Here is a 20,189-nt window from a genome sequence, read left to right as displayed (position 1 = left end):
AACGCGCGCGACGTCACGTGTGGAGTTGAGGTGCGCAGGAGGGCCGAACTCCACACGCGACGTGCTACTGCGTCAGGTGTGGAGTTGGGGTGTGGAGGGGGGCCGAACTTCACACGGGAGGGGGGTGGTGGACAGGGTGGCTAGCTGGGTTATGACGTCGTCCGGTGGGGCGTCGGGGTTGAGGTTGCGGGCGGCGGCGGCGTCGAGCGGGGGGACCTCGACGTGGGAGATCAGGGGGTGGAAGGGGCGGTGGTCGACCTCGTCGGCGCCGAACAGTGTCTCGGTCAGCTTCTCGCCGGGGCGCAGGCCTGTGTAGCGAATCGTCACCGGGGCCGGCGCCAGCTGGGCCATCTGCCGCGCCACCTCGGCGATCCGGACCGGTTCGCCCATCTCCAGGACGAGGGCTTCCCCGTCGCGGCCGATGGCGGCGGCCTGGATCACCAGGTGCACCGCTTCCTGAGTTGTCATGAAATATCGACTCACATCGGGGTGAGTCACCGTCACCGGTCCACCCTCGGCGATCTGCGCGCTGAACGTGGTGAACACGGAACCCCGGCTACCCAGCACGTTCCCGAACCGGACCGACAGGAACGTCCCCGGCCGACGACCGGCCGTCCACGCCGTGAGCCTCTCGGTGACGCGCTTCGCGTACCCTAAAACGCTCGTCGGATCCGCCGCTTTATCCGTAGATATGTTGACAAATCGGGAGACGTTGACTGCGGCGTCCAGCACGTTGAGCGTTCCGAGAACGTTCGTCTTCACCGCCTCGCCCGGGAACCGCTGCAGCAGCGCCAGGTGCTTGAGGGCGGCCGCGTGGAACACCACCTCCGGGCGCCGCGCGGAGAAGATCGCCCGGACGTGGGCCGCGTCGCGCAGGTCCGCCAGGATCACCGACGGATCGTCGATGCGGCCGAGCGGGTCGAGCGACAGCTGGACGGCCTGAAGTGCCGTCTCGTCGCGGTCCAGCATCATCAGCTCGGCCGGGTGGAAGTGGTGGATCTGCCGGCACAGCTCCGAGCCTATCGACCCGCCGGCGCCGGTGACCAGGACCCGCTTGCCGGTCAGATATCCGGCGATGGCCCGCAGGTCGGTCTCGATCTGGTGCCGGCCGAGCAGGTCGGTCACCTGCACGTCGCGGATGTCGTCGACCGCCACCGGGTGGTCCATCAGCTCGCTCACCGACGGCACCACCTGGAAGTTGGCCCCGGCCGCGACGGTGCGGTCGCGGATGTCGCGGACCAGTTCGGCGTCGGCGTTGGCGACCGCGAAGACCAGCGTGGTCGCACCGGTCCGGTCCAGCACGGCGGGGATGTCGAGGCGCGAGCCCAGCACGGGCACGCCGGAGAGGTGCAGCCGCCGCTTGTCCGGGTCGTCGTCGATCAGCCCGACCGGGAGGTACCGGCCACCGCGGTCGTGCAGCATCGAGCGGACGAGCAGGGCGCCGGCATGGCCGGCACCGAAGAGCAGGACGGGGGTCGCGGTCCGTGCGTCGGGTCGCTGAGAGCGAGACCAGTGCGAGCGTACGGCGTACCGAACTCCCAACATCAGCAGGAGCGCCACCGCCCCGCCCACGACCGGTGCGCTCGCCGGAACCGGGTGCCGGGACAGCAGCATGTCGACCGCGAGGAGTCCCGCACCGGTGGCCGCGGCGGTGGCGGCGACCGCCCGTACCTCGTCAAAGCTCGCGTACCGGTAACGGCCGCGGTAGAGGTGCCGGGTGTGCCCGACAGCCGCCTGCAGGACCACGGCGAGCAGCACCGCCGCGACCATGCCGGCGATCCGGTCACGGTTGAGTTCGGTGCCGTGACGGGTCAGTACCGCGGCGAACAGCCCGGCCGCCCAGGCGGCGCCGTCCACGACGAGCGGGAGCAGTCGGCGATGGCGCTTCGTGCGCGCTCGCAGGTCGTCCCACGAGACCACCGCAGACCTCCAGACGCCGGTGGCGGCCAGTTTATCAGCGTATTTACAGATAAACGGGACTTTTGGGATTGCGGCACTCGGAGGTGGATGGCGCCATATCGTGGCAATGGCCACGTAACGGGGAGGTCTGCATGGGCCTAGGCGATTATCTCCGTGTCGCCAAGAGACATTGGTGGCTGGTCGCGGCCTCGATCCTCCTCGCGCTCGGCGTCGCTCAGGTGGTGAACATGCGAACCACACCGATGTACGCGGCCCGGGTGATGTTCTTCTTCTCCACCCCGTCCGAGGTGGTCGCCGACCTCTACCCCGGCACGATGTTCTCCACCAGCCGGATGGCCACGTATGCCGAACTGCTCGACAGCGACGAGATCATCACTCCGCTCATCACCGAGGGCGCGGTGAACCTGTCCCCCGACGACCTGCGGGACCGGATCAGCGCCGAGCCCATCGCCGACACGGTGATGCTGCAGGTGATCGCGGAGGACACCACCCGCGACGGCGCGATGGAGCTGGTCACGAACGTCGCCCGGCAGTTCGAGCGGGTGGTCGAGGACCTGGAGATGACGACCGGAGACGAGGAGAACCCGGCGGCACCGGCGGTCCGTGTGGAGATCGTCAACGGCCCCCAGCTGGAGGAGGACCCGGTCGCGCCGAGGCCGCTGGACAACTTCGCCCTGGCGCTGATGGCCGGAGTGATCGTCGGCGCCGGTTCGGCCGTGCTGCGCGAGGTCTCCGACGCCACCGTACGCAACGCCGACGCCCTCCAGGCCCTGGCGTGCGCACCGGTCCTGGCCCGGGTGCCGGCCGACCGCCGCGCGCCGACCGGGCCCGGCCCGTTCGTCTCGGAGAGCCGCTCCGCCCGCACCGAGGCGCTGCGCCAGGTCCGCACGCTGCTGCAGTCCGCCGCGGCCGGCGCCTCGCTGAAGACCCTCGCGGTGACCAGCGCCGTTCCCGGCGAGGGCCGCTCGGCGACGGCGTGCAGCCTGGCCCTGCTGTTCGCCGAGACCGGCCGGCGGGTCCTGGTCGTCGACGCCGAACTGCGGCACCCGAGGCTGGCTACCTTCCTGGGGCGGGAGAGCTCCGCCGGTCTGAGCACCGTGCTGACCGGCACCGCCACCGTCGACGAGGTGATCCAGCCGTGGGGCGCCGGCCTGTGGCTGCTGGCCGGAGGTCATCCCCCGCCCAACCCGAGCGAGCTGCTCAGCTCGCCGCGAATGACCGAGGTGGTGGACGAGGTCCGCCGCCGCTTCGACGTGGTCATCTTCGACTGCCCGCCGCTGCTGCCGGTCACCGACGGCGAGGTGGTCGCGGCCCGCGCCGACGGCGTCCTGCTGGTCGTCCGGTTCAGCCGGACCACCGGTGTGCAGGTCACCGCCGCCGTGCGCGCGCTGAACGGGGTCAACGCGACGCTGCTCGGCTGCGTGCTGAACATGGTCCCGCGCAAGGGCGCCGAGGCGTCGCACTTCGACGAGTACGTCTCCCCCAGGACCCCGGCGCAGCGCCGCCCGGGCTTCAAGCCGAAGTGGTGGTCCCGTGAGCTGATCGGAGCAGCGTGGTGAACACCGAGCGGAAGACCGCGCCGGGCGCGCTGCAGACCGAGGCCGAGCGGCGAGTTCCGGGTGCCATCGCGGAGATCTTCTCCGGGAGTACGGACGACCTGCCCACGAGGTTGGCGAACATGGCCCGGTACGCCCGCCGAGCCCAGGTGACCAGGTTCGCCGCTCTCTACGAGCTGTTCAAGCTGGCCCTGCCGGTGAAGGGCTCGATCGTCGAGTGCGGCGTGTTCCGCGGCGCCAGTTTCATGACGTTCGCGCAGCTCAGCGCGGCCCTGGAGCCGACCAACCTGACCCGGCGGATCTACGGCTTCGACTCGTTCGGCGGCTTCCCCTCGGTCACCGGCCGGGACCGCCCGGAGTCCACCGAGGTGCGCGCCGGCGACCTGGCCTCGGACAGCTACGACGAGCTGACCCGGCTGCTGGAGGTCTACGACACCGACCGCTTCCTCGGCCACCTGCCCAAGGCCCGGCTGATCCGGGGCGACGTCACCGAGACCGTCCCGAAGTTCGTGGCCGACCACCCGCACCTGGTGATCAGCCTGCTCTTCCTCGACCTCGACCTGTACGAGCCGACCGCCGTCGCGCTGCGCCACCTGCTGCCCCGGCTGCCGCGCGGTGCGGTGCTCGCCTTCGACGAACTCGACAACCCGCTCTGGCCCGGCGAGACGTCCGCCGTCCTGGACGAGGTGGGCCTGAACAACCTGAGCCTGCGGCGGTTCGAGTTCGACCCGTACATCGGATACGCGGTGATGTGACGTGGAGACCGCGTCGGAGTCGACCGCGCGTGCCGTACGCGCCCACGTCCTGCGGATGACCAGCAGCGGCCGCAGCTCACACGTCGGCTCCGCGCTCTCCTGCGCCGACGTGCTCGCCGTCCTCTACACCGGCGTGCTGAGGGTCGACCCGGCCGATCCGCGGTGGCCCGACCGGGACCGCTTCGTCATGAGCAAGGGTCACGCCGGCGCCGCCCTGTACGCGGTCCTCGCCGAGCGCGGCTTCTTCGACGAGGCGGTGCTGCACCGGCACTACCAGAACGGCTCCTACCTGTCCGGGCACGTCAGCCACGTCGGGATACCGGGTGTCGAGTTCTCCACCGGGTCGCTCGGGCACGGCCTGCCGGTCGGCGCGGGGATGGCCTGGCGCGCCCGGCAGACCGGCCGGCCGTGGCGCACGTACGTGCTGCTCGGCGACGGCGAGTGCGACGAGGGCAGCGTCTGGGAGGCGGCCATGTTCGCCGGGCACCACGAGCTGGCCGGCCTGGTCGCGGTCGTCGACTGGAACAACATGCAGTCGCTCGGCACCTGCGAGGAGACGCTGCGCCTCGAGCCGTTCGCGGACAAGTGGCGCTCGTTCGGCTGGGACGTCGCCGAGGTGGACGGCCACGACCACGGCGCGCTGACCGGCGCCCTCGACGTTCCGCGCGGCGCCGAACCCGGCAAGCCCCGCTGTGTGCTCGCGCGGACGGTCAAGGGCAAGGGCGTCTCGTTCATGGAGAACCGGGTGCTCTGGCACTACCGGCCGCCGTCGGCCGAGGAGTTGGAGCGGGCCCTGGAGGAGGTGGGCGCGCGATGAGGAACCGCTTCTTCGCCGGGCTGCTGACCGCCGCCCTGGTCGATCCCGACCTGGTGCTGATCACCGCCGATCTGGGGTTCGGCGCGGTGGACGAGTTCGTCGCGGCCCGGCCGGGGCAGTTCCTCAATGCCGGGGTGGCCGAGCAGAACATGGCCGGGCTGGCGGCCGGTATCGCGCTCGGCGGCGCCCGGGTCTTCACGTACTCGATCGCGAACTTCCCCACGCTGCGCTGCCTGGAGCAGATCCGCAACGACATCTGCTACCACCGGGCCGACGTGACGGTGGTGGCGGTCGGCGGCGGGCTGGCGTACGGGGCCCTCGGCATGTCGCACCACGCCACCGAGGATCTGGCCGTCATGCGGGCCCTGCCCGGGATGGCGGTCGCGGCGCCCGGCGACCCGGCCGAGACCGCCGCGGTGCTCGACGACCTGCTGACCGCCGGCGGCCCGGCGTATCTGCGGCTGGGCAAGACCGGTGAGCCGGCCGTGCACGCCGCGGCCGTGCACGCGCCGCGCGGCACGTCGATCCCGCTGGGCGAGGGCGGCGAGGTCCTGCTCTGCAGCACCGGCGCGATCCTCGACGTGACCTGCCGGGCCGCCGAGCTGCTGGGCCGCGACGGGATCCGGGCCGACGTGCGCTCGTTCCCCTGGCTGGACCCGTTCGACACGGCCGCGATCCGGGAGGCGGCGACCCGGTACGCGGCGATCGCGACGGTCGAGGAGCACTCGATCGTCGGCGGGCTGGGCAGCGCCGTGGCCGAGGTCCTGGCCGAGGCCGCCGCGGCCGTCCCGCTGATCCGGATCGCGCTGCCGGCCCAGTCGTCGTCGGTCGTCGGGGACCAGGACTACCTGCGCGGCGCCTTCGGCCTCGACCCCGAATCGATCAGCCGGCGCATCAGTACTCATCTGCAGGAACGACAAACCCGGCTGGAGGCACACCGTGGACTGGCGAGTCAGGTTCGTTGACTATCCCGAGCAGTGGCAGCGGCAGCGGCCCGAGCTTCTGCCGATCATCGAGGACACCATCGCCCGCGGCGACCTCATGCTGCGGCAGCAGCTGCGCGACTTCGAGGAGCACCTGGCCCGGTTCACCGGCTCGGCCCGCGCGGTCGGGGTGAGCAACTGCACCGACGGGCTGCGGCTGCTGGCGCACGCCCTGGACGTCGGGCCGGGCGACGAGGTGGTGACCGTGGCGCACACCTTCATCGCGACGATCTCGCCGTTCGTGCTGCGCGGCGCCACCCCGGTCCTCGTCGACATCGGCGACGACCACCTGATGGACACCGGGCAGCTCGCCGAGCGGGTCACCGACCGCACCCGGGTGATCATCCCGGTGCACCTGAACGGCCGGACCGTCGACATGGCCGAGGTGACCAAGGTGGCCGACCACGCCGGCGCGGTGGTCGTGGAGGACGCCGCGCAGGCTCTCGGCGCCACCGTCGACGGGCAGACCGCCGGTACGTTCGGCCTGGCCAGCACGTACTCGTTCTACCCGGCGAAGCTGCTCGGCGCGCTCGGCGACGCGGGCGCGGTGCTGACCGGCGACGAGGAGCTCGCCGAGCGGCTGATGCGGCTGCGCGACCACGGCCGGGTCGGCAAGGCGGAGATCGACGGCTGGGGCTACAACTGCCGGCTCGACAACCTGCAGGCCGCGATCCTGGACTGGCGGCTCGCTCAGCTGCCGGGCTGGATCGAGCGCCGCCGGCACCTCGCCCGGATGTACGACGAACGGCTCCACGACGTGCCCGGCCTCGAGATCCCGGTCGGGCCGGACTCGGACAGCCGCCGCCGCGACGTGTTCCAGAACTACCCGGTCACCACCGACGCCCGGGACCGGCTCGTCGAGCACCTGAACGCGGACGGCGTCGAGGTGCTGATCTCCTGGCCGGTGCCGCTGCACCACCAGCGCGGCCTGGACCTTTCGCACTGGAGCCTGCCACGCACCGAGGCGCTGTGCCGCCGGGTGCTCTCGCTGCCGATGCACCCCGAGCTGGAGGACTGGCAGGTCGAGCACGTGTCGGACAGCGTCCGCCGGTTCTTCGGTGCCTGAGGAGGACGCCGTGGAACTGCCCTTCCTGACCGTCGTGATCCCCTGCTGGAACGAGGCCCGCTTCATCGAGGGCTTCCTCGACTCGGTGCTCGGCAACACCTATCCGGCGGACCGGATGGAAGTGCTGCTCGTGGACGGGATGAGCGCAGACGGCACCCGGGAGATCGCCCGGCACCACGCGATCCGCGACCCCCGGCTGCGCCTGATCGACAACCCCGGTCACAGCAAGCCGGCCGCGCTGAACCGGGGCATCCGGGTCGCCAAGGGCGACGTGATCATCCGGCTCGACGTGCACGCCGAGTACCCGCCGGACTACCTGGAACGCTGCGTCCGCGCGCTGGTGGAGAACCCGGGCGCGGACAACGTGGGCGGGGTGCGGCTGTCCCGGGCACGCGACGACACCCTGCTGGGCCGGGCCATCGCGCACTCCACGACGAGCGTCTTCGGTGCCGGCAACTCGAAGTACCGGACCGGCGCGGCCGGGCCGCAGTGGGTCGACACGGTCTTCGGCGGCTGCTACCGGCGGTCGGTCTTCGAGCGGATCGGCCTCTTCGACGAGCACCTCACCCGCGCGCAGGACCGCGAGTTCAACCAGCGGCTGCGCCGGGCGGGCGGCCAGATCCTGCTGGTACCCGAGATCACCTGCACCTACTACGCGCGCAGCGACTTCCGGGAGTTCTGCTCGTGGACCGTCGAGGCGGGGTACTGGCCGTTCAAGGCGAGCCGGTCGGTCGGGCGGTGGATCGGCTCGTGGCGCAACGTCGTGCCGATGGGGTTCGTGCTGTCCGTGGCGACGGGCGCGGCGCTGTCGCCGGTGAGCCGGACGGCACGCCGGGCAACGGCGGGAGTGCTTTGCGCGTACGCAATCTCCGCTCTTGCCTTCAGCATGCGCACCGCGCGGCAGCAGCGTGACCCGGGCCTGATGCTCGCGTTGCCCGCGGTCTTCCTCACCACGCACGTGCTCTACGGCGCCGGATCGATCCGCGCCCTGCTGGAGAGGCAACGATGAACGAGGTCCTGCACTACTACCGCGGGCGGGTCGCCCTGCACGCGATCCTCGAGGGACTCGGCGTGCGGCCCGGCGACGAGGTCGTGGTGCAGGCCTACACGTGCGCCGCCGTCGTGGAACCGCTGATGCGCCTCGGGGTGCGGCCGGTGTACGCCGACATCGACCGGGAGACGTTCGGGCCGGACCCGGACCGGATCCGCGACGCGGTCACCGCGCGCACCCGGGCCGTGATCGTGCAGCACACGTTCGGCATCCCGGCGCCGCTGGACCGGATGCCGGGCGGCGTGCCGATCATCGAGGACCGCGCGCACCTGACCGCCGGAACCGTCGACGACGAGCGCAGTGTCGCCGCGTTCTACTCCTACGAGTGGGGCAAACCGGTGGTGGCCGGCGTCGGCGGGACGGCGGTGGTGCACGATCCGGGGCTGGCCGCGGAGATGCGCATCCGCTACGACCGGCTCGCCTCGCCGCCGCCGAAGCGTGAGGCGCTGATGACCGCGGAGTACCTGGCGTTCCGGCTGGCGGCGGGCACCGGCCTCGTCTGGCGGCTGCGCTCGCTCTACCGGCGGCTGGCCGGGATGGGCGTGGTGGTCGGCTCCTACGCACCGGATCCCTCGACCAGCCCGGAGTACGGCTGGCGGATGAGCCGGACCGTGCGGTGGCGGCTGCCGGCCCGGATCGCGGCGAGCCGGGACGAGATCGCGCTTCGTCGCCGGGTGGCGGCCGCCTATCACACCGAGCTGACCCGCCGGGGTGTCCAGCACGCCGCCGCTGACCTGCCGCTTCGTATCCCGGTGGTGGTCGCGGACAAGGAGCGGACGCTGCGGGAGGCGGCCGCGGCGGGTATCGAGCTGGGCGACTGGTTCGTGTCTCCCGTACATCCTCTGCGCGGGACCGACCTGGCAGCCGCCGGGTATGTCACCGGGTCGTGCCCGGTTGCCGAGTGGGCGGCTGAACATGTGGTCACGCTGCCGGTGCGGGCGACCACGCCCCTTCCCGACATCTTCCGGAACACCCGCTTCATCGAGCTTCGGGCGGCCGTCCATGCCTGAGCAATTCCGCATCGTCGGCCGGCCGTTCACCCGGGCCCAGGTCGCGGCCGTCGCACACCTGCACGCCACCGAGGTCCCGGACGGTTTCCTGTCGTCCCTGGGAGAACCGGTCCTGCGGCTGCTCTACCGGCATCTCGCCACCAGCCGGCTCGGCGTCCTCTACGTCGCCGAAGCCGTCCCGACCGGCGAGCCCCTGGGCTACATCTGCGGCTCACCGGACACCTCCGCGCTGTTCAAGGAGTTCGTGACCCGGCGCTGGCCGCTCGCGGTGCCGCTGCTCATCCCCCGGATGCTGAACCCGAGACGGGCGTTCCGCCTGCTGGAGACGGTCCTCTATCCCACCGGGCCGGCGCACGGACTGCCCCGGGCGGAGATCATCAACTTCGTGGTGGTGCCGTCGCTGCGCGGCCGGGGCGTCGCCGGGAAGCTCTTCACGCATCTCATGCACTGGTTCTCCGAGCACGGCGAGAGCACGGTCAAGGTCGTCACCGGCGAACAGCAGCAGCGCGCGCACGGCTTCTACGAGAAATCCGGGGCCGTCCTGCGCGGCCGGACCTCGATACACCGGGGCGCCCGGTCGCGCGTCTACGTCTACCCGATCTGCCCACCGGGACGATCTTCGCTGGCTACGCTGCGAGGATGACGGCACGCTACGAAGTGCTCAAACGCGCGATGGACATCGCCGTCGCGGCGGTCGCGATCACCGCGGCGAGCCCGGCCGCTGCCGTCGTCGCGTGGCGGATCAAGCGGGAGGACGGCGGGCCGGTCCTCTACCGGGGCACCCGCGTCGGCAGGTACGGCCGCCCGTTCCCGATGCTCAAGTTCCGCAGCATGGTGGTGGACGCGGCGCGACTCGGCGGGCCGTCGACCGCCGACGACGATCCGCGGCTCACGCGTACCGGGCGGTTCCTGCGCCGGTGGAAGCTGGACGAGCTGCCGCAGCTGGTCAACGTCCTCGCCGGGGACATGAGCCTGGTCGGGCCTCGGCCACAGGTCGCCTCCGACGTGCGGCGCTATTCCTCGGACGAGATGCGGCTGCTCGACGTACGGCCCGGGATCACCGACTGGTCGTCGATCGTCTTCGCCGACGAGGGCGCGATCCTGGCCGGGCACGACGACGTCGATCGCGCGTACGACGAGCTGATCCGGCCCGGGAAGATCGCACTCGGGCTCGCCTATGTGGAGCGCCGCGGCATGCGCACCGATCTGGAGATCCTGGGGCTCACCGCGCTCGCCCTGCTCGGCTACCGGCGCGTGCCGGACCTGCTGCACCGCGTGGTACCCCTCGACCTGGCGAATGTCCGGCGGTGACCGGCGGACATTCGGGTCGCTGCTGCGGAACGTCCCGGCCGCCGTCCGGCGCGACTACGCCGGAACGCTGCTGGCGCAATGGTTCGTGCTGGGTTCCGGTCTCTACCTCTTCCACCTGGTCGCGCGGCGGGGCAGCGTCGACGGGTTCGCGTACTACCAGATCGCCCGCGGGGTGGTGAGCAGCTTCCAGCCGCTGGTCACCGTGGGGTTGGGGCAGGCTCTGCAGCGCTATCTGCCGCGTACCCATGAGGGCACCGAAAGCCTCGCCCGCCGCACCTTCCTCGCCCAGGCCGGGGTGACCGCGGTGTTCGTCCTGGCCGGCGTCGCACTCAGCCCGTGGCTGGCCAGACTGCTCGGCCTCAGCGGTTACGGCGCGGTCGGCGCGGTGCTGGTCATGCTCACCGGCAACTGCCTCTGCACGCTCGCCGCCGCCGCACTGCGCGGCACACACCAGGTCGCGCGCTCCAACACGATCTCGGCGGTCGGCCTGGGCCTCATCCCGATCATCGCGTTCCCGCTCGCCGATCGGATCGATGACTTCCTCATCATGCAGGGCGCGGGCACGGCGATGGTCGCGGTCTGGGGCGCGGCAACGGTCCGCCGGCAGAGGCCGGCCAAGCCGGCGCCACACCAGACCTCAGAGCCCACCCTGCGCACCCTTTTTTCGTACGGTGTACGCAGGCTACCGGGAGACATGGCGCTGCCCGCGCTCTTCACCTACCCCACGTTCGCCGTCGCCGCCGCCCGGCCCGGCGGCCCCGACGCGGGATACGCCGGCTTCGCCACCTCGGCCGTCACCCTGATCTGCTCGTTCTTCGGGATGCTCACGCCGGTGCTGCTGCCCCGGCTCAGCCGCCTGTTCCACCGGCCCGGCGAGGACGGCGCCACACTGCGGATGCTCACCGTGCTGCCGTTCTTCGCCGCCGCCCTGGCCACCGCGGCGGCGGCGCTGTTCGCCCTGGCGGCGCCGGTCCTGGTCCGCGGCTTCCTGGGACCGGAGTTCACGGAGGCGACCGGCGTGCTGCGCGTGGGCGTGCTGGCCGCGATACCCCTCGCGGTGTTCTACGCCGCCCGGCCGACGCTGGACGCGCTGCTCGACACCCCGGTGGTCAGCCGGGTGCTGCTCGGCTGCCTCGCCGCGCAGGTGCTGTTCACCCACCTGCTGTCCCTGGTGGTGGCCACCGCCTATGCGGCGGTGCTCGCCCTCGGCGCCGCCGCGGTGATCCTCGGGGTGTGCTCGGAGCGGCTGGTCGCCCGCGCCCTCCGCCCGTCACAGCCATGACCACGCTCTCCTCGGAGCCCGCCCGGCCCGGCCTCGTGGTCGTCGTGGCGTTCATCGCGGCGCTGGCCGGCCGGTTCACCCTGACCCGCCTCGGCCTCGAGGTGCCGCTGCTCAACGACGTCCGGGTGGTGCTGTTCCTGGGTGTCCTGCTCTGCCTGCTGCTGGAGGCGCACCGGATCGGCCCGCGGGCGGCCGCCGGCGGCTACTGCGTGCTGCCGGTCGTCGGCCTGCACGGATACCAGGTGCTGTCCGCGACGTGGGCACCGCCCGGCGCGATCGTCGGGCCGATGATCGGCGACCTGGCGGCGGTCGTGTTCCTCGTCGTCGTCTACTACACGCTCGCCAAGTGGGACCGGGACCATGTCACCCGGATCACCCTGTACTGCTTCCACGCGGCGGCCTGGGTGTACTTCCTGGCCGCCTCGACCGGGCGCGGGCACGCACCCGGCGGCCGGTGGGCGGCACTCGGCGGCGGTCCCAACGTCTTCGTCCGCGTCATGATGCTGGGCGTCATCACGTCGCTGTACCTCTACGTCCGCAGCGGCTCGCGCCTGCGCTGGCTGGTGCCGATGCCGTGCTTCATGTTCGGCGCGATCGCATCCGGCTCCCGGGGCGGCATGGCGGCCCTGGCCATCACCGTGTTCATCGCGCTCGTGGCCATCCGGCCGAAGCCCCGCTGGGACGCCCTCGCCAAGCCCCTCGGCGTCCTCACCGTGCTGTCCCTGGTCCTGGCCGTCACCGCCGGCCCGACGATCGCCTCGTTCGTCCAGTCCCGCTTCGTGGAGGCCACCGTCGGACAGGGCTACACGTCCGACCGCGACGTGCTCTTCGCCTGGGCGCTGCGGCTGTTCTGGCAGCGGCCGCTGCTGGGCACCGGCATCAACGGCTTCCACGCCATCGCGAACCTGGGCGAGGGCGAGCGGTACGTCCACAACCTGCCGCTGTCGGTGGCGGCCGAGGGCGGGTTCGTGGGACTGACGTTCCTGGGACTGGCGTGGTTCGGGCTGTGGCACGCGTACTCCCGCGCACCCCGCAGGGAGCGGAGCCCCGAGGCCCGGGCGGCGGCCTACTGCGGAATCTTCATCGGCGCGACATGTCTGTTCTCCGGCGACTACTTCGACGCCCGCCTGATGTGGATCCTGCTGGTGCTGGCCGCGGTACGCCCGGCACCGCCGGCGGGTGCGCCGGCCGAGGGTAGGATCGCCTATCCGTGGAGCCGAGTACCGACCTGATCGAAGTCCCGTCCGGCACGGTGGTCCTCAATGATCGCCGCACGTCCCGCCAGTGGTCCGTCCCGGTGTCCACGTTCCGTCTCTCCCCCACCCATGTGACGCAGTCCCTCTATGCCGCGGTCACCGGTTCATCGCCGAGCACCGCGCCCGGCGCGGAACTGCCGGTGGAGACCGTCTCCTGGTCCGACGCTGTCCGGTTCTGCAACACGCTCTCCGCGAACGAGGGGCTGACGCCCGCCTATCGGATCGGTTCCGCGTCGGACGTGGTGTGGGACCGGGACGCGGACGGGTACCGGCTGCCGGCCGAGGCGGAGTGGGAACACGCCTGCCGGGCCGGTACCGACGGGCCCCGCTACGGCGCGCTCGGGGACATCGCCTGGTACCGGGACAACTCCGGCGAGCGGATCCACGAGGTGGGCGGGAAAGCGGCCAACGGGTGGGGCTTCCACGACATGCTCGGGAACGCCTGGGACTGGTGCTGGGACGTGTACGACGCGGAGGTCTACGGGGACTACCGGGTTCTGCGCGGCGGTGGCTGGTTCGACGAGCACTGGAGCTGCCGGGCCTCGGTGCGGCGGCGCAGTCACCCCGACCTCCGCATCGAGGACGTCAGCTTCCGGCTGGCGCGAAACGCCTAGGACACCCCGACTCGGCTTCGCCGGGTGCCGCTCACGGCCACGGCCATCGCGACGGCGCCCAGGAGGCCCGCGAGCGGGGCGAACGCGAAGCCCGTACGCATGCTCTGGGAAACCAACGGCCCGGTCAGGGCGGCACCCAGAGCACTGCCCACCGTGAACGCCGTGATGATCCAGGCGAAGGCCTCCACCGCCGTGCCGGGTGGCGTCATCCGGTCGGCCGCCAGGAACACGGCCGTGAGCAGCGGCGGGAGCGACAGCCCGCTGATCGCCAGCAGCACGCCCATGGCCACCGGACCCGGCACCAGCAGCAGCGGCACGAACCCGAGAGCCAGCGCGCCGGCCAGCAGCGGCAACCGGGCCGGGCCGCCGGGCTTCACCCGCGTGTAGAGCAGGCCGCTGACCAGCGCGCCGGTGGCCTGCGCGGCCAGCAGCCAGCCGCTCAGCGAACGATCACCGGCGGCCTCGGCGTAGCCGGTCACCACCACCGGCAGGCTGCCGATCGCCGCGCCCGCGCAGAGCACGCCGGTCAGGATCACGACGAAACGGCCCACCCGCAGCGGGCCCGCCCAGTGGCGCTCACCGGCGACACCGCGCCACCGCAGCACGACCCCGGCGGAGGCGAAGACGGCGACGCCGGCCAGCTGGAGGACGGCCGAGGTGATCAGTCCGGCCTGCGGTCCGGCGAGGCCGACGGCCGCCAGGGTGACCAGCGGGCCGGTCACGAAGATGACCTCCTGGAGGGCGATGTCCAGGGAGTAGGCGGCGGAGACCACGGACGGTGGCACGAGGTCGGGCCAGAGGGCGCGGAGGCAGGCCTCCAGCGGTGGGGTGCCCAGGCCGGCGAGGGCGGCGCCGATCAGGGTGGCCGGGAGGTCGTGTGATCCGAACGCCACCGCGATGAAGCCGGCGGCGGAGAGCAGGGCCGAGGACCACAGAACCGGCGGTTGGCGCCGGCGGTCGACGACCCGGGCGAGCAGGGGCGCGCTGACCGCCATGCCCGCGGTGTAGACGGCGACGACGAGACCGGCGAGCGCCAGGCTGAACTGTTCACGGGCGAAGAGCAGCAGGGCGAGCGGGGCGGCGGCCATCGGGAGACGGCCGATCTGGCTGGAGAGCAGAAGGCGGATTGCGTACGGGGCACGCAGCACTGTGGCGGCGGAGGGCATGGGACATCGCTCCCGGAGGACGAAGGGATCTGACCGGCGAGGCGTGTCGCGGGTCAGGGAGCGAAGTCGGCCCGATCGTGATCGTTGCCGTACAGCGGCAGGGCAGGCGTGATCCACTGAGCGAAGGCAGCGGCCGGGATCACGCCGGAACCCTAACTCAAAGACGCCGCATGACGCACACGACCCGACCCAGCACGGTCGCGTCGTCGCCGGGAATGACCTGGTAGAGCGGGTTGCGCGGCACGAGCTCGACCCGGCCGGAGCGGCGGCGCAGCACCTTGACGGTCGCCTCGCCGTCGATCATCGCGGCCACGATGTCACCGTTCTCGGCGACCGGCTGGCGGCGCACCACCACGACGTCACCGTCGCAGATCGCGGCGTCGATCATCGAGTCGCCCTTGACGTTGAGCGCGAAGAACGTGCCGTGCCCGACCATCTCCCGGGCCACGGTCAGGTGATCCGTCACGTTCTCCTCGGCGAGGATCGGCGTGCCGGCCGCGATGTCACCGAGAACCGGGACGGTCACCGTCGCCGGGGCGGACCGCTCCCGCACGTCGACGGCCCGGGACTCGTTCGGCTTGCGGCGCAGCAGGCCGAGCCGCTCCAGCACCTTCAGGTGGTGCGAGACCGAGGACGGCGAGACGAGGCCGACGGCGGCGCCGATCTCCCGGACGGTCGGTGGGTAGCCGCGGTCACGGACCGAGTCACGGATCACGGCGAGGATGCGCTCCTGCCTCGCGGTGACGGGACGGGACGGACCCTCACCGCTGTCGATACTCATGGAGCGGACCTTACCCTACGTTTCGATCAAATGTACTAATCGCGACGAGAAACCGCACGTTCGGGGGATCGCCCGTAGAGACCGTCGACGGATTGCCGCACCCCTGTTTCCGCTGGTGAACTCGTCCGATGCCGACCATCTGGGAGTACGCCGAGCTGATCGCCGCCGGCGACACCGGCCGGTGGCAGGCCGCCACCCGCCGGGCCGCGATCCTGCTCGCGCCCACCCACCCGGTCCTCGACCTGCCGCACGGCATGCCCGTTCATCAGGTGCTCGTACAGACCACGGCACTGATCGTTCACGGACTCGGGCGGCTGCCGGGCCGCATCGTCACGGCGCGGGAACTGGCGGCGTGGGTGGCGGATCACGCGGTACCGCCGGACCCGGATCTGGCGGGGCCGCGGTCACTCGCGCCCGCCGCGACCTCCGATCGTGATCGTCACATGCGGGAGATCGTGCGGGCGGTGCGGCGCCAGCAGGAGGGGTTGGCGGGGTTGCTGCGGGCGGCCGGCCACCAGGTGCCGGACCCTGGAACGCGGTCGCTGGACCGGCACTCGGCTGATCCTGTCGTGCGGCAGTGGCACGACCTCGCGGACGTGGACGAGAGCAGTCCGTTTCCGCTGCTGTGCCTGGGCGTGGCCGCGATGGCCGACACCTTCGGCCCGGCGATCATCTGAGCCTTTCAGCCCGGTGACGGCGGGGTCAGCGTGGGCATGGTGCGGATGGCCGGGGTGAGGGTGGCGGCCAGGGCGGCGGCGAGCATGACGGCGGCGAGGGCCCAGACAGAGGCGGTCGGGCCGACGGCGGTCAGCAGGTAGCCCGCACCGAGGGAGGCGATCGGCATCACGCCCCAGGTCAGGGTCTGGCCGGCGCTCATCACGCGGCCGAGCAGCTCGTTGGGGACCACGACGCTGGCGTAGGTGAGGATGACGACGTTCCACAGCGGGCCGACGAAGGCGCAGGCGGCACCGATCGCTCCGATCTGGAACGGGTTCGTGGTGAACGCCAGCAGCGGCAGCAGCGCGGCCCAGACCCAGTTGATCCCGATGATGATCGTCCTGGCGGAGAGGACACGGTGCAGGCGCGTGGCCGCCAGGGCTCCGAGCAGGCCGCCGACGCTGTAGACACCGAGCATCAGCCCGATCGTTGCGGAACCGGCACCCTGCTCACCCGCCAGCACGACGATGACCAGGACGAGAGCTTGGAAGACCAGGTTGCTCGCGGCCAGGAGGAGGACGGCAGCGCGTACGAAAGAATGCCGCCACACCCACCGCAACCCGGTCGCCGCGGCCCGCCACAGCGGTTCGGTCCCGGCCGGCTGTTCCTGCAGATCCTTGCGGACGAACAGCAGCGCGCACCCGGCGATCAGGTAGGACACGCCGTCGGCGAGGAACGGCAGCGCCCGGTCCACCCCGAACATCAGCCCGCCGGCCGGTGGCCCGGCCAGCGCCGCACCCCGGGCGCGCGCCTCGTTGTGGGCGATCGCCGTGGGCAGCACGGCGACCGGCACGATCCGGGGCAGCGCCGCCCGCTCGGCGAGGCCGAAGAACACGAAGCAGAGCCCCTGCACAAAGGCGACCAGGCACAGCTGAGTGATCCCGAGCAGCCCGGTCCAGAGCCCGATCGGCACGGTCAGCAGCGTCAGCCCGGCGACGATCTCGGCCACGACCATGATGCGGCGGCGGTTCCAGCGGTCGACGAGCGGACCGGCCGGGAGGTTGGCGATCAGGTGCGGCAGCGTGCCGGCCGCACCGACCAGCCCGGCGTCGGCGGGCGAACCGGTCATGGAGAGCACCAGCAGCGGCATCGCGGTCCCGCTGATCGCCGCGCCCAGATTGGAGACGACCTGGCCACCCCAGAGAAGGGTGAAGTCCCGATTCCGCCAGAGCGACAGCCCCGCCGGGCGCGTTTCAGCATGACCGCCGGGGATCGGGGCGCCGGCAGCCTCTCTCGCCGCGGTCATGACGGCGTCGGGAAGGCGTGGAAGACGACGGTGATGTGGCGGCTGTCGCCGGGCGTGGTTTGCGGGTCGCGGTCCCAGCGTTTGAGCAACGCCATGTACTCCTCGCCGAACTGCGCCAGTTCCTCGGCGGTCAGCGTGGTGGCGCCGAACGAGTGCATCGCGGCGGTGGCGAAATCGCCGTAGGAGGCGCGGTCGGCGAGGTAGCCGACGAGGTCGCGTTCGGAGCGTTCCAGCCACTGCCTGCCGATCGCCTCGGCCGCGGCGGCGACGTCGGAGTCCTCGGTCCCCCTCGGTAGCCGGATGTCCTGCAGGACCGCCTTCCAGTAGCGGCGGCGCCCGGCCGAGCGGTCCCGGTCCTCCTCGATGAAGCCGTACCGCTCGAGCTGCCGCAGGTGGTAGCTCGTCGCACCACGATCGGCGCCGAGCTCACCGGCCAGGTCGGCGGAGGTGGCCGGGCCGCGGCGCTGCAGGCGGTTCAGCATCTGCTGACGGAGGGGGTGTGCGAGCGCTTTGAGCGCGTCGATGTCGGTCAGGTGGCGAGGTTCGGATCCCGGCATGATTGAGAAGGTATCTTTGCAAAGAGTTCTTCTCAACCCCTTCAGTGCACGAAGAGCAGGAACAGGCCGGCCCAGGTGCACGTGATCATGAAGAGGACGAGCGGCAGTTCGTCTGCCAGGACGGCTAGCGGCGGCCGGCTCGGATCGGCGGCGAGGGCACGGTCGTGTGCGACGACGACGCCGATGGCATGCCCGATCAGGATCAGGGCGATCTGGATGCCGGCGATCAGTTCGGGAGCCGGGGCGACGGTCCAGGTCGCGCCGGTGGCGAGGCCCCACTGCTGGACCAGCAGGAGGGCGCCCCGCGGGGCCTCCACCAGCAGCAGGGACAGGTAGTGGGCGAGGGTGTACGCGACGGCGATCGGGATCAGGGAGGCGGTCACGTCAAGACGGCCTGACGTCCATCGCACGGCCAGCAGGACCAGGGCACAGAGCGCTACGAGACCCGCGGTCCGGAGCGGCATGCCGGTCCACCAGGGTGCGGTGGCGGCGCTGTCGAAGACCGTGGAACCCCACCACACGGCCAGGAACGCGGCCGGTCCGGCGCCGGCGGGCAGGGGTGCGACCAGGCCGGAGAGCGGGGTACGCCAGTGAAGCGGGCTCAGGCGGCCGGCCAGCTCGGAGTAGACCTCGAAGCAGTCGGCTCGGGCGAACCACTCGTCGCCTCGGACGGCGGCCATGGCGAGGTGCGTCACCGCGTACGATAAAAGGAATAAACCGACCGCAACCGGATCGCCGTGATGGGGCACCGCCAGCTCGAACCAGACGAAGAGCAGGAGAAACGCGGCGGCCGGCCACGTCCCGGCGCCGCGGCCGGGTGGTAGCGGGCGCAGGCCGCGCGGGGGCAGGCGCAGCAGGTCGAAGAGGGTCCGCAGCGGGTTGATCGGGCGCCAGACGGGACCGAGGACCACACTGATCGGAATCAGTCCTACCCAGAGCCAGACGAAGAGCGCGTGGGCGGCGGGGTTGCCGGTTCGCGTGCCGATGATCGCGTTGCCGGTGAGGTAGAGGGCGAGCGCGAGCATCGGCAGGCGCAGCCATCGGAGGTTGGGCAGATCCCGTGGTGGTGTGGGGTGCAAGCGAGGTTTGCGCCACCAGAAGGCCGAGATCAGGAAGGACAGGACGACGGTTGCGGCTCCGGCCTGCAGGACCAGGTCCAGTGGTAGGGGCAGGTCGGTGGAGGTGCCTACGCCGTGTGCCAGAACGGTCACGGGGTCTCGGCTCGATTCGTCACGCCGGTTTCGGTCCGCTTATCGGCCAGACGCCGGAGCACGTTGGCGCCCGCCGCGGCGACGCCCGCACCGAGGCCGAGGGCCAGGACGACGAGCACGCGCTCGAGGACGGCCGGGCCGGCGAACGGCAGCACGGCGCGATGGAACGAGGTCACATCCGGCAGGACGAAGACCGCGGTGAGGGCGGCGCCGGCGCAGACCGCGAGTACGCCGGCGGGGCGGCCCCGCAGCGCGGTGATCGCGCCGCCGATCAGGAGCGGCCAGGCCAGGAGGTTGATCCCGGCGGCGCTGAGGAAGGTCCCGGGAAGGGGCGCCGACTCGACCGCGAGGGTCGATCCGAGCACGTGACTGATCGAGGCGATGGCGGCCATCGAGCCGGCACCGGCCAGCAGCAGGTCGGCGCGGGCGAGCCGGCGGGCCGGCAGGAGCAGGGCGATCAGGGTGAGCGCGGTCGCCGCCCACCAGAGAGGCGCGAGCGGTGGATCCTCGCCGGTCAGCGTGCCGGTGACGGTGACCGGCGTTCCGTTCGCGTCCAGCAGGACGGTCCACTCCAGGGTCTCGCCGGCGCGAACCGCCCGGCCGTCCGGCGTGGCCCGCTCATCGATCCAGATCAGCTCCTCACCGGCCGCGACAGTACTCCCGCCGGCGGTGACGGTGACCGGGGCGCCGGTGCCGTTGCGCAGGCGGAGGCGGGCACCGTTCTCGATGGCCGTCACCCGCAGGCCGGGGATCGCGGGCGTCACCGAGACCACGCGGCCGCGGGAATCCGTCGCGGTGAGACCACCCGCGTGCGCGGCGGCCGGGGTCGCGGCGCCCAGGACGATCCCGCTGATCACCAGGACCAGCAGGAGGACGCGGCGCTTCACAGC

Annotated in this window: 20 protein-coding genes; 13 read left to right on the top strand and 7 right to left on the bottom strand. The window is 71.8% G+C overall.

The window, feature by feature from the left end; all coding sequences use genetic code 11:
- Positions 1 to 72: 72 nt before the first annotated feature.
- Complete coding sequence (locus AB0M02_RS11815; RefSeq protein ID WP_364224892.1) at positions 73 to 1,920, bottom strand: polysaccharide biosynthesis protein; 1,848 nt, start codon at positions 1,918 to 1,920, stop codon at positions 73 to 75.
- A 131-nt stretch (positions 1,921 to 2,051) separates the two neighbouring features.
- Here AB0M02_RS11815 and AB0M02_RS11810 point away from each other — a divergent pair, with 131 nt between their 5' ends.
- From AB0M02_RS11810 to AB0M02_RS11755, 12 genes are read left to right on the top strand one after another with little or no spacing between them, the layout of a single operon-like run.
- Positions 2,052 to 3,479 (top strand): polysaccharide biosynthesis tyrosine autokinase, encoded by a 1,428-nt coding sequence (locus AB0M02_RS11810; protein ID WP_364224890.1) that lies wholly within the window; start codon positions 2,052 to 2,054, stop codon positions 3,477 to 3,479.
- Entirely contained in the window at positions 3,476 to 4,231 is a 756-nt protein-coding gene (locus AB0M02_RS11805; protein WP_364224888.1) for a TylF/MycF/NovP-related O-methyltransferase, read from the top strand. Before AB0M02_RS11810 ends, AB0M02_RS11805 begins: the two co-directional genes overlap by 4 nt.
- A 1-nt stretch (position 4,232) precedes the next feature.
- A complete protein-coding gene (locus AB0M02_RS11800) occupies positions 4,233 to 5,048 on the top strand; it encodes a transketolase (protein WP_364224886.1) in 816 nt (271 codons plus the stop codon).
- Positions 5,045 to 6,013, top strand: a complete 969-nt coding sequence (locus AB0M02_RS11795) for a transketolase C-terminal domain-containing protein (RefSeq protein WP_364224884.1) — start codon at positions 5,045 to 5,047, stop codon at positions 6,011 to 6,013. Before AB0M02_RS11800 ends, AB0M02_RS11795 begins: the two co-directional genes overlap by 4 nt.
- Positions 5,988 to 7,097 carry a DegT/DnrJ/EryC1/StrS family aminotransferase gene (locus AB0M02_RS11790; protein WP_364224882.1) on the top strand — a complete coding sequence of 370 codons (1,110 nt, stop codon included), beginning with the start codon at positions 5,988 to 5,990 and terminating at the stop codon, positions 7,095 to 7,097. Before AB0M02_RS11795 ends, AB0M02_RS11790 begins: the two co-directional genes overlap by 26 nt.
- A gap of 10 nt (positions 7,098 to 7,107) precedes the next feature.
- Positions 7,108 to 8,106 carry a glycosyltransferase family 2 protein gene (locus AB0M02_RS11785; protein WP_364224880.1) on the top strand — a complete coding sequence of 333 codons (999 nt, stop codon included), beginning with the start codon at positions 7,108 to 7,110 and terminating at the stop codon, positions 8,104 to 8,106.
- On the top strand, positions 8,103 to 9,158 hold the full coding sequence (locus AB0M02_RS11780) for a DegT/DnrJ/EryC1/StrS family aminotransferase (RefSeq protein WP_364224878.1): 1,056 nt from the start codon (positions 8,103 to 8,105) through the stop codon (positions 9,156 to 9,158). The genes AB0M02_RS11785 and AB0M02_RS11780 overlap by 4 nt, the downstream gene beginning before the upstream one ends.
- The gene (locus AB0M02_RS11775; protein ID WP_364224876.1) at positions 9,151 to 9,801 is read left to right on the top strand and encodes a GNAT family N-acetyltransferase; all 651 of its coding nucleotides are present in this window, start codon (positions 9,151 to 9,153) and stop codon (positions 9,799 to 9,801) included. Before AB0M02_RS11780 ends, AB0M02_RS11775 begins: the two co-directional genes overlap by 8 nt.
- Positions 9,798 to 10,469: a sugar transferase gene (locus AB0M02_RS11770; protein WP_364224874.1), complete on the top strand. Its 672-nt coding sequence runs from the start codon at positions 9,798 to 9,800 to the stop codon at positions 10,467 to 10,469. The genes AB0M02_RS11775 and AB0M02_RS11770 overlap by 4 nt, the downstream gene beginning before the upstream one ends.
- A complete protein-coding gene (locus AB0M02_RS11765) occupies positions 10,456 to 11,751 on the top strand; it encodes an oligosaccharide flippase family protein (RefSeq protein WP_364224872.1) in 1,296 nt (431 codons plus the stop codon). The genes AB0M02_RS11770 and AB0M02_RS11765 overlap by 14 nt, the downstream gene beginning before the upstream one ends.
- Positions 11,748 to 12,983, top strand: a complete 1,236-nt coding sequence (locus AB0M02_RS11760; RefSeq protein WP_364224870.1) for an O-antigen ligase family protein — start codon at positions 11,748 to 11,750, stop codon at positions 12,981 to 12,983. Before AB0M02_RS11765 ends, AB0M02_RS11760 begins: the two co-directional genes overlap by 4 nt.
- Positions 12,962 to 13,621 (top strand): SUMF1/EgtB/PvdO family nonheme iron enzyme, encoded by a 660-nt coding sequence (locus AB0M02_RS11755; protein ID WP_364224868.1) that lies wholly within the window; start codon positions 12,962 to 12,964, stop codon positions 13,619 to 13,621. Before AB0M02_RS11760 ends, AB0M02_RS11755 begins: the two co-directional genes overlap by 22 nt.
- Here AB0M02_RS11755 and AB0M02_RS11750 read toward each other — a convergent pair.
- Both AB0M02_RS11750 and lexA read right to left on the bottom strand, forming a co-directional pair.
- A complete protein-coding gene (locus AB0M02_RS11750) occupies positions 13,618 to 14,787 on the bottom strand; it encodes an MFS transporter (protein WP_364224866.1) in 1,170 nt (389 codons plus the stop codon). The two genes, AB0M02_RS11755 and AB0M02_RS11750, sit on opposite strands and share 4 nt — an antisense overlap.
- A gap of 157 nt (positions 14,788 to 14,944) precedes the next feature.
- Positions 14,945 to 15,568, bottom strand: a complete 624-nt coding sequence (gene lexA / locus AB0M02_RS11745) for a transcriptional repressor LexA (protein WP_364224864.1) — start codon at positions 15,566 to 15,568, stop codon at positions 14,945 to 14,947.
- 128 nt (positions 15,569 to 15,696) lie between these two features.
- On the opposite strand from lexA, the gene AB0M02_RS11740 reads away from it, so the two are divergent.
- Positions 15,697 to 16,245 carry a hypothetical protein gene (locus tag AB0M02_RS11740; protein ID WP_364224862.1) on the top strand — a complete coding sequence of 183 codons (549 nt, stop codon included), beginning with the start codon at positions 15,697 to 15,699 and terminating at the stop codon, positions 16,243 to 16,245.
- Between the two features lie 5 nt (positions 16,246 to 16,250).
- Here the strand turns inward: AB0M02_RS11740 and AB0M02_RS11735 are convergent, their stop codons facing one another.
- From AB0M02_RS11735 to AB0M02_RS11720, 4 genes are read right to left on the bottom strand one after another with little or no spacing between them, the layout of a single operon-like run.
- Positions 16,251 to 17,531, bottom strand: coding sequence for an MFS transporter (locus tag AB0M02_RS11735; protein WP_364224860.1), 1,281 nt, complete (start codon positions 17,529 to 17,531; stop codon positions 16,251 to 16,253).
- Positions 17,528 to 18,088, bottom strand: a complete 561-nt coding sequence (locus tag AB0M02_RS11730; protein WP_364224858.1) for a winged helix-turn-helix domain-containing protein — start codon at positions 18,086 to 18,088, stop codon at positions 17,528 to 17,530. The genes AB0M02_RS11735 and AB0M02_RS11730 overlap by 4 nt, the downstream gene beginning before the upstream one ends.
- Positions 18,089 to 18,129: 41 nt before the next feature.
- Positions 18,130 to 19,299 carry a hypothetical protein gene (locus AB0M02_RS11725; protein ID WP_364224856.1) on the bottom strand — a complete coding sequence of 390 codons (1,170 nt, stop codon included), beginning with the start codon at positions 19,297 to 19,299 and terminating at the stop codon, positions 18,130 to 18,132.
- A complete protein-coding gene (locus AB0M02_RS11720) occupies positions 19,296 to 20,186 on the bottom strand; it encodes a hypothetical protein (protein WP_364224854.1) in 891 nt (296 codons plus the stop codon). The genes AB0M02_RS11725 and AB0M02_RS11720 overlap by 4 nt, the downstream gene beginning before the upstream one ends.
- Between the last annotated feature and the right edge of the window lie 3 nt (positions 20,187 to 20,189).

Origin of the sequence: Actinoplanes sp. NPDC051861 (genome assembly GCF_040681145.1) — a bacterium.
Lineage (GTDB): Bacteria > Actinomycetota > Actinomycetes > Mycobacteriales > Micromonosporaceae > Actinoplanes.
The sequence above is the reverse complement of the archived record's forward strand: the minus strand, read 5'-3'. Positions and strand labels throughout refer to the sequence as shown.

What these genes read in the sequence shown, in the direction of transcription:
- AB0M02_RS11735 (WP_364224860.1), bottom strand. Translation starts at nt 17,531, where the DNA reads ATGACCGCGGCGAGAGAGGCTGCCGGCGCCCCGATCCCCGGCGGTCAT.
- AB0M02_RS11770 (WP_364224874.1), top strand. Translation starts at nt 9,798, where the DNA reads ATGACGGCACGCTACGAAGTGCTCAAACGCGCGATGGACATCGCCGTC.
- AB0M02_RS11740 (WP_364224862.1), top strand. Translation starts at nt 15,697, where the DNA reads ATGCCGACCATCTGGGAGTACGCCGAGCTGATCGCCGCCGGCGACACC.
- AB0M02_RS11795 (WP_364224884.1), top strand. Translation starts at nt 5,045, where the DNA reads ATGAGGAACCGCTTCTTCGCCGGGCTGCTGACCGCCGCCCTGGTCGAT.
- AB0M02_RS11765 (WP_364224872.1), top strand. Translation starts at nt 10,456, where the DNA reads ATGTCCGGCGGTGACCGGCGGACATTCGGGTCGCTGCTGCGGAACGTC.
- AB0M02_RS11780 (WP_364224878.1), top strand. Translation starts at nt 8,103, where the DNA reads ATGAACGAGGTCCTGCACTACTACCGCGGGCGGGTCGCCCTGCACGCG.
- AB0M02_RS11750 (WP_364224866.1), bottom strand. Translation starts at nt 14,787, where the DNA reads ATGCCCTCCGCCGCCACAGTGCTGCGTGCCCCGTACGCAATCCGCCTT.
- AB0M02_RS11760 (WP_364224870.1), top strand. Translation starts at nt 11,748, where the DNA reads ATGACCACGCTCTCCTCGGAGCCCGCCCGGCCCGGCCTCGTGGTCGTC.
- AB0M02_RS11810 (WP_364224890.1), top strand. Translation starts at nt 2,052, where the DNA reads ATGGGCCTAGGCGATTATCTCCGTGTCGCCAAGAGACATTGGTGGCTG.
- AB0M02_RS11775 (WP_364224876.1), top strand. Translation starts at nt 9,151, where the DNA reads ATGCCTGAGCAATTCCGCATCGTCGGCCGGCCGTTCACCCGGGCCCAG.
- lexA (WP_364224864.1), bottom strand. Translation starts at nt 15,568, where the DNA reads ATGAGTATCGACAGCGGTGAGGGTCCGTCCCGTCCCGTCACCGCGAGG.
- AB0M02_RS11730 (WP_364224858.1), bottom strand. Translation starts at nt 18,088, where the DNA reads ATGCCGGGATCCGAACCTCGCCACCTGACCGACATCGACGCGCTCAAA.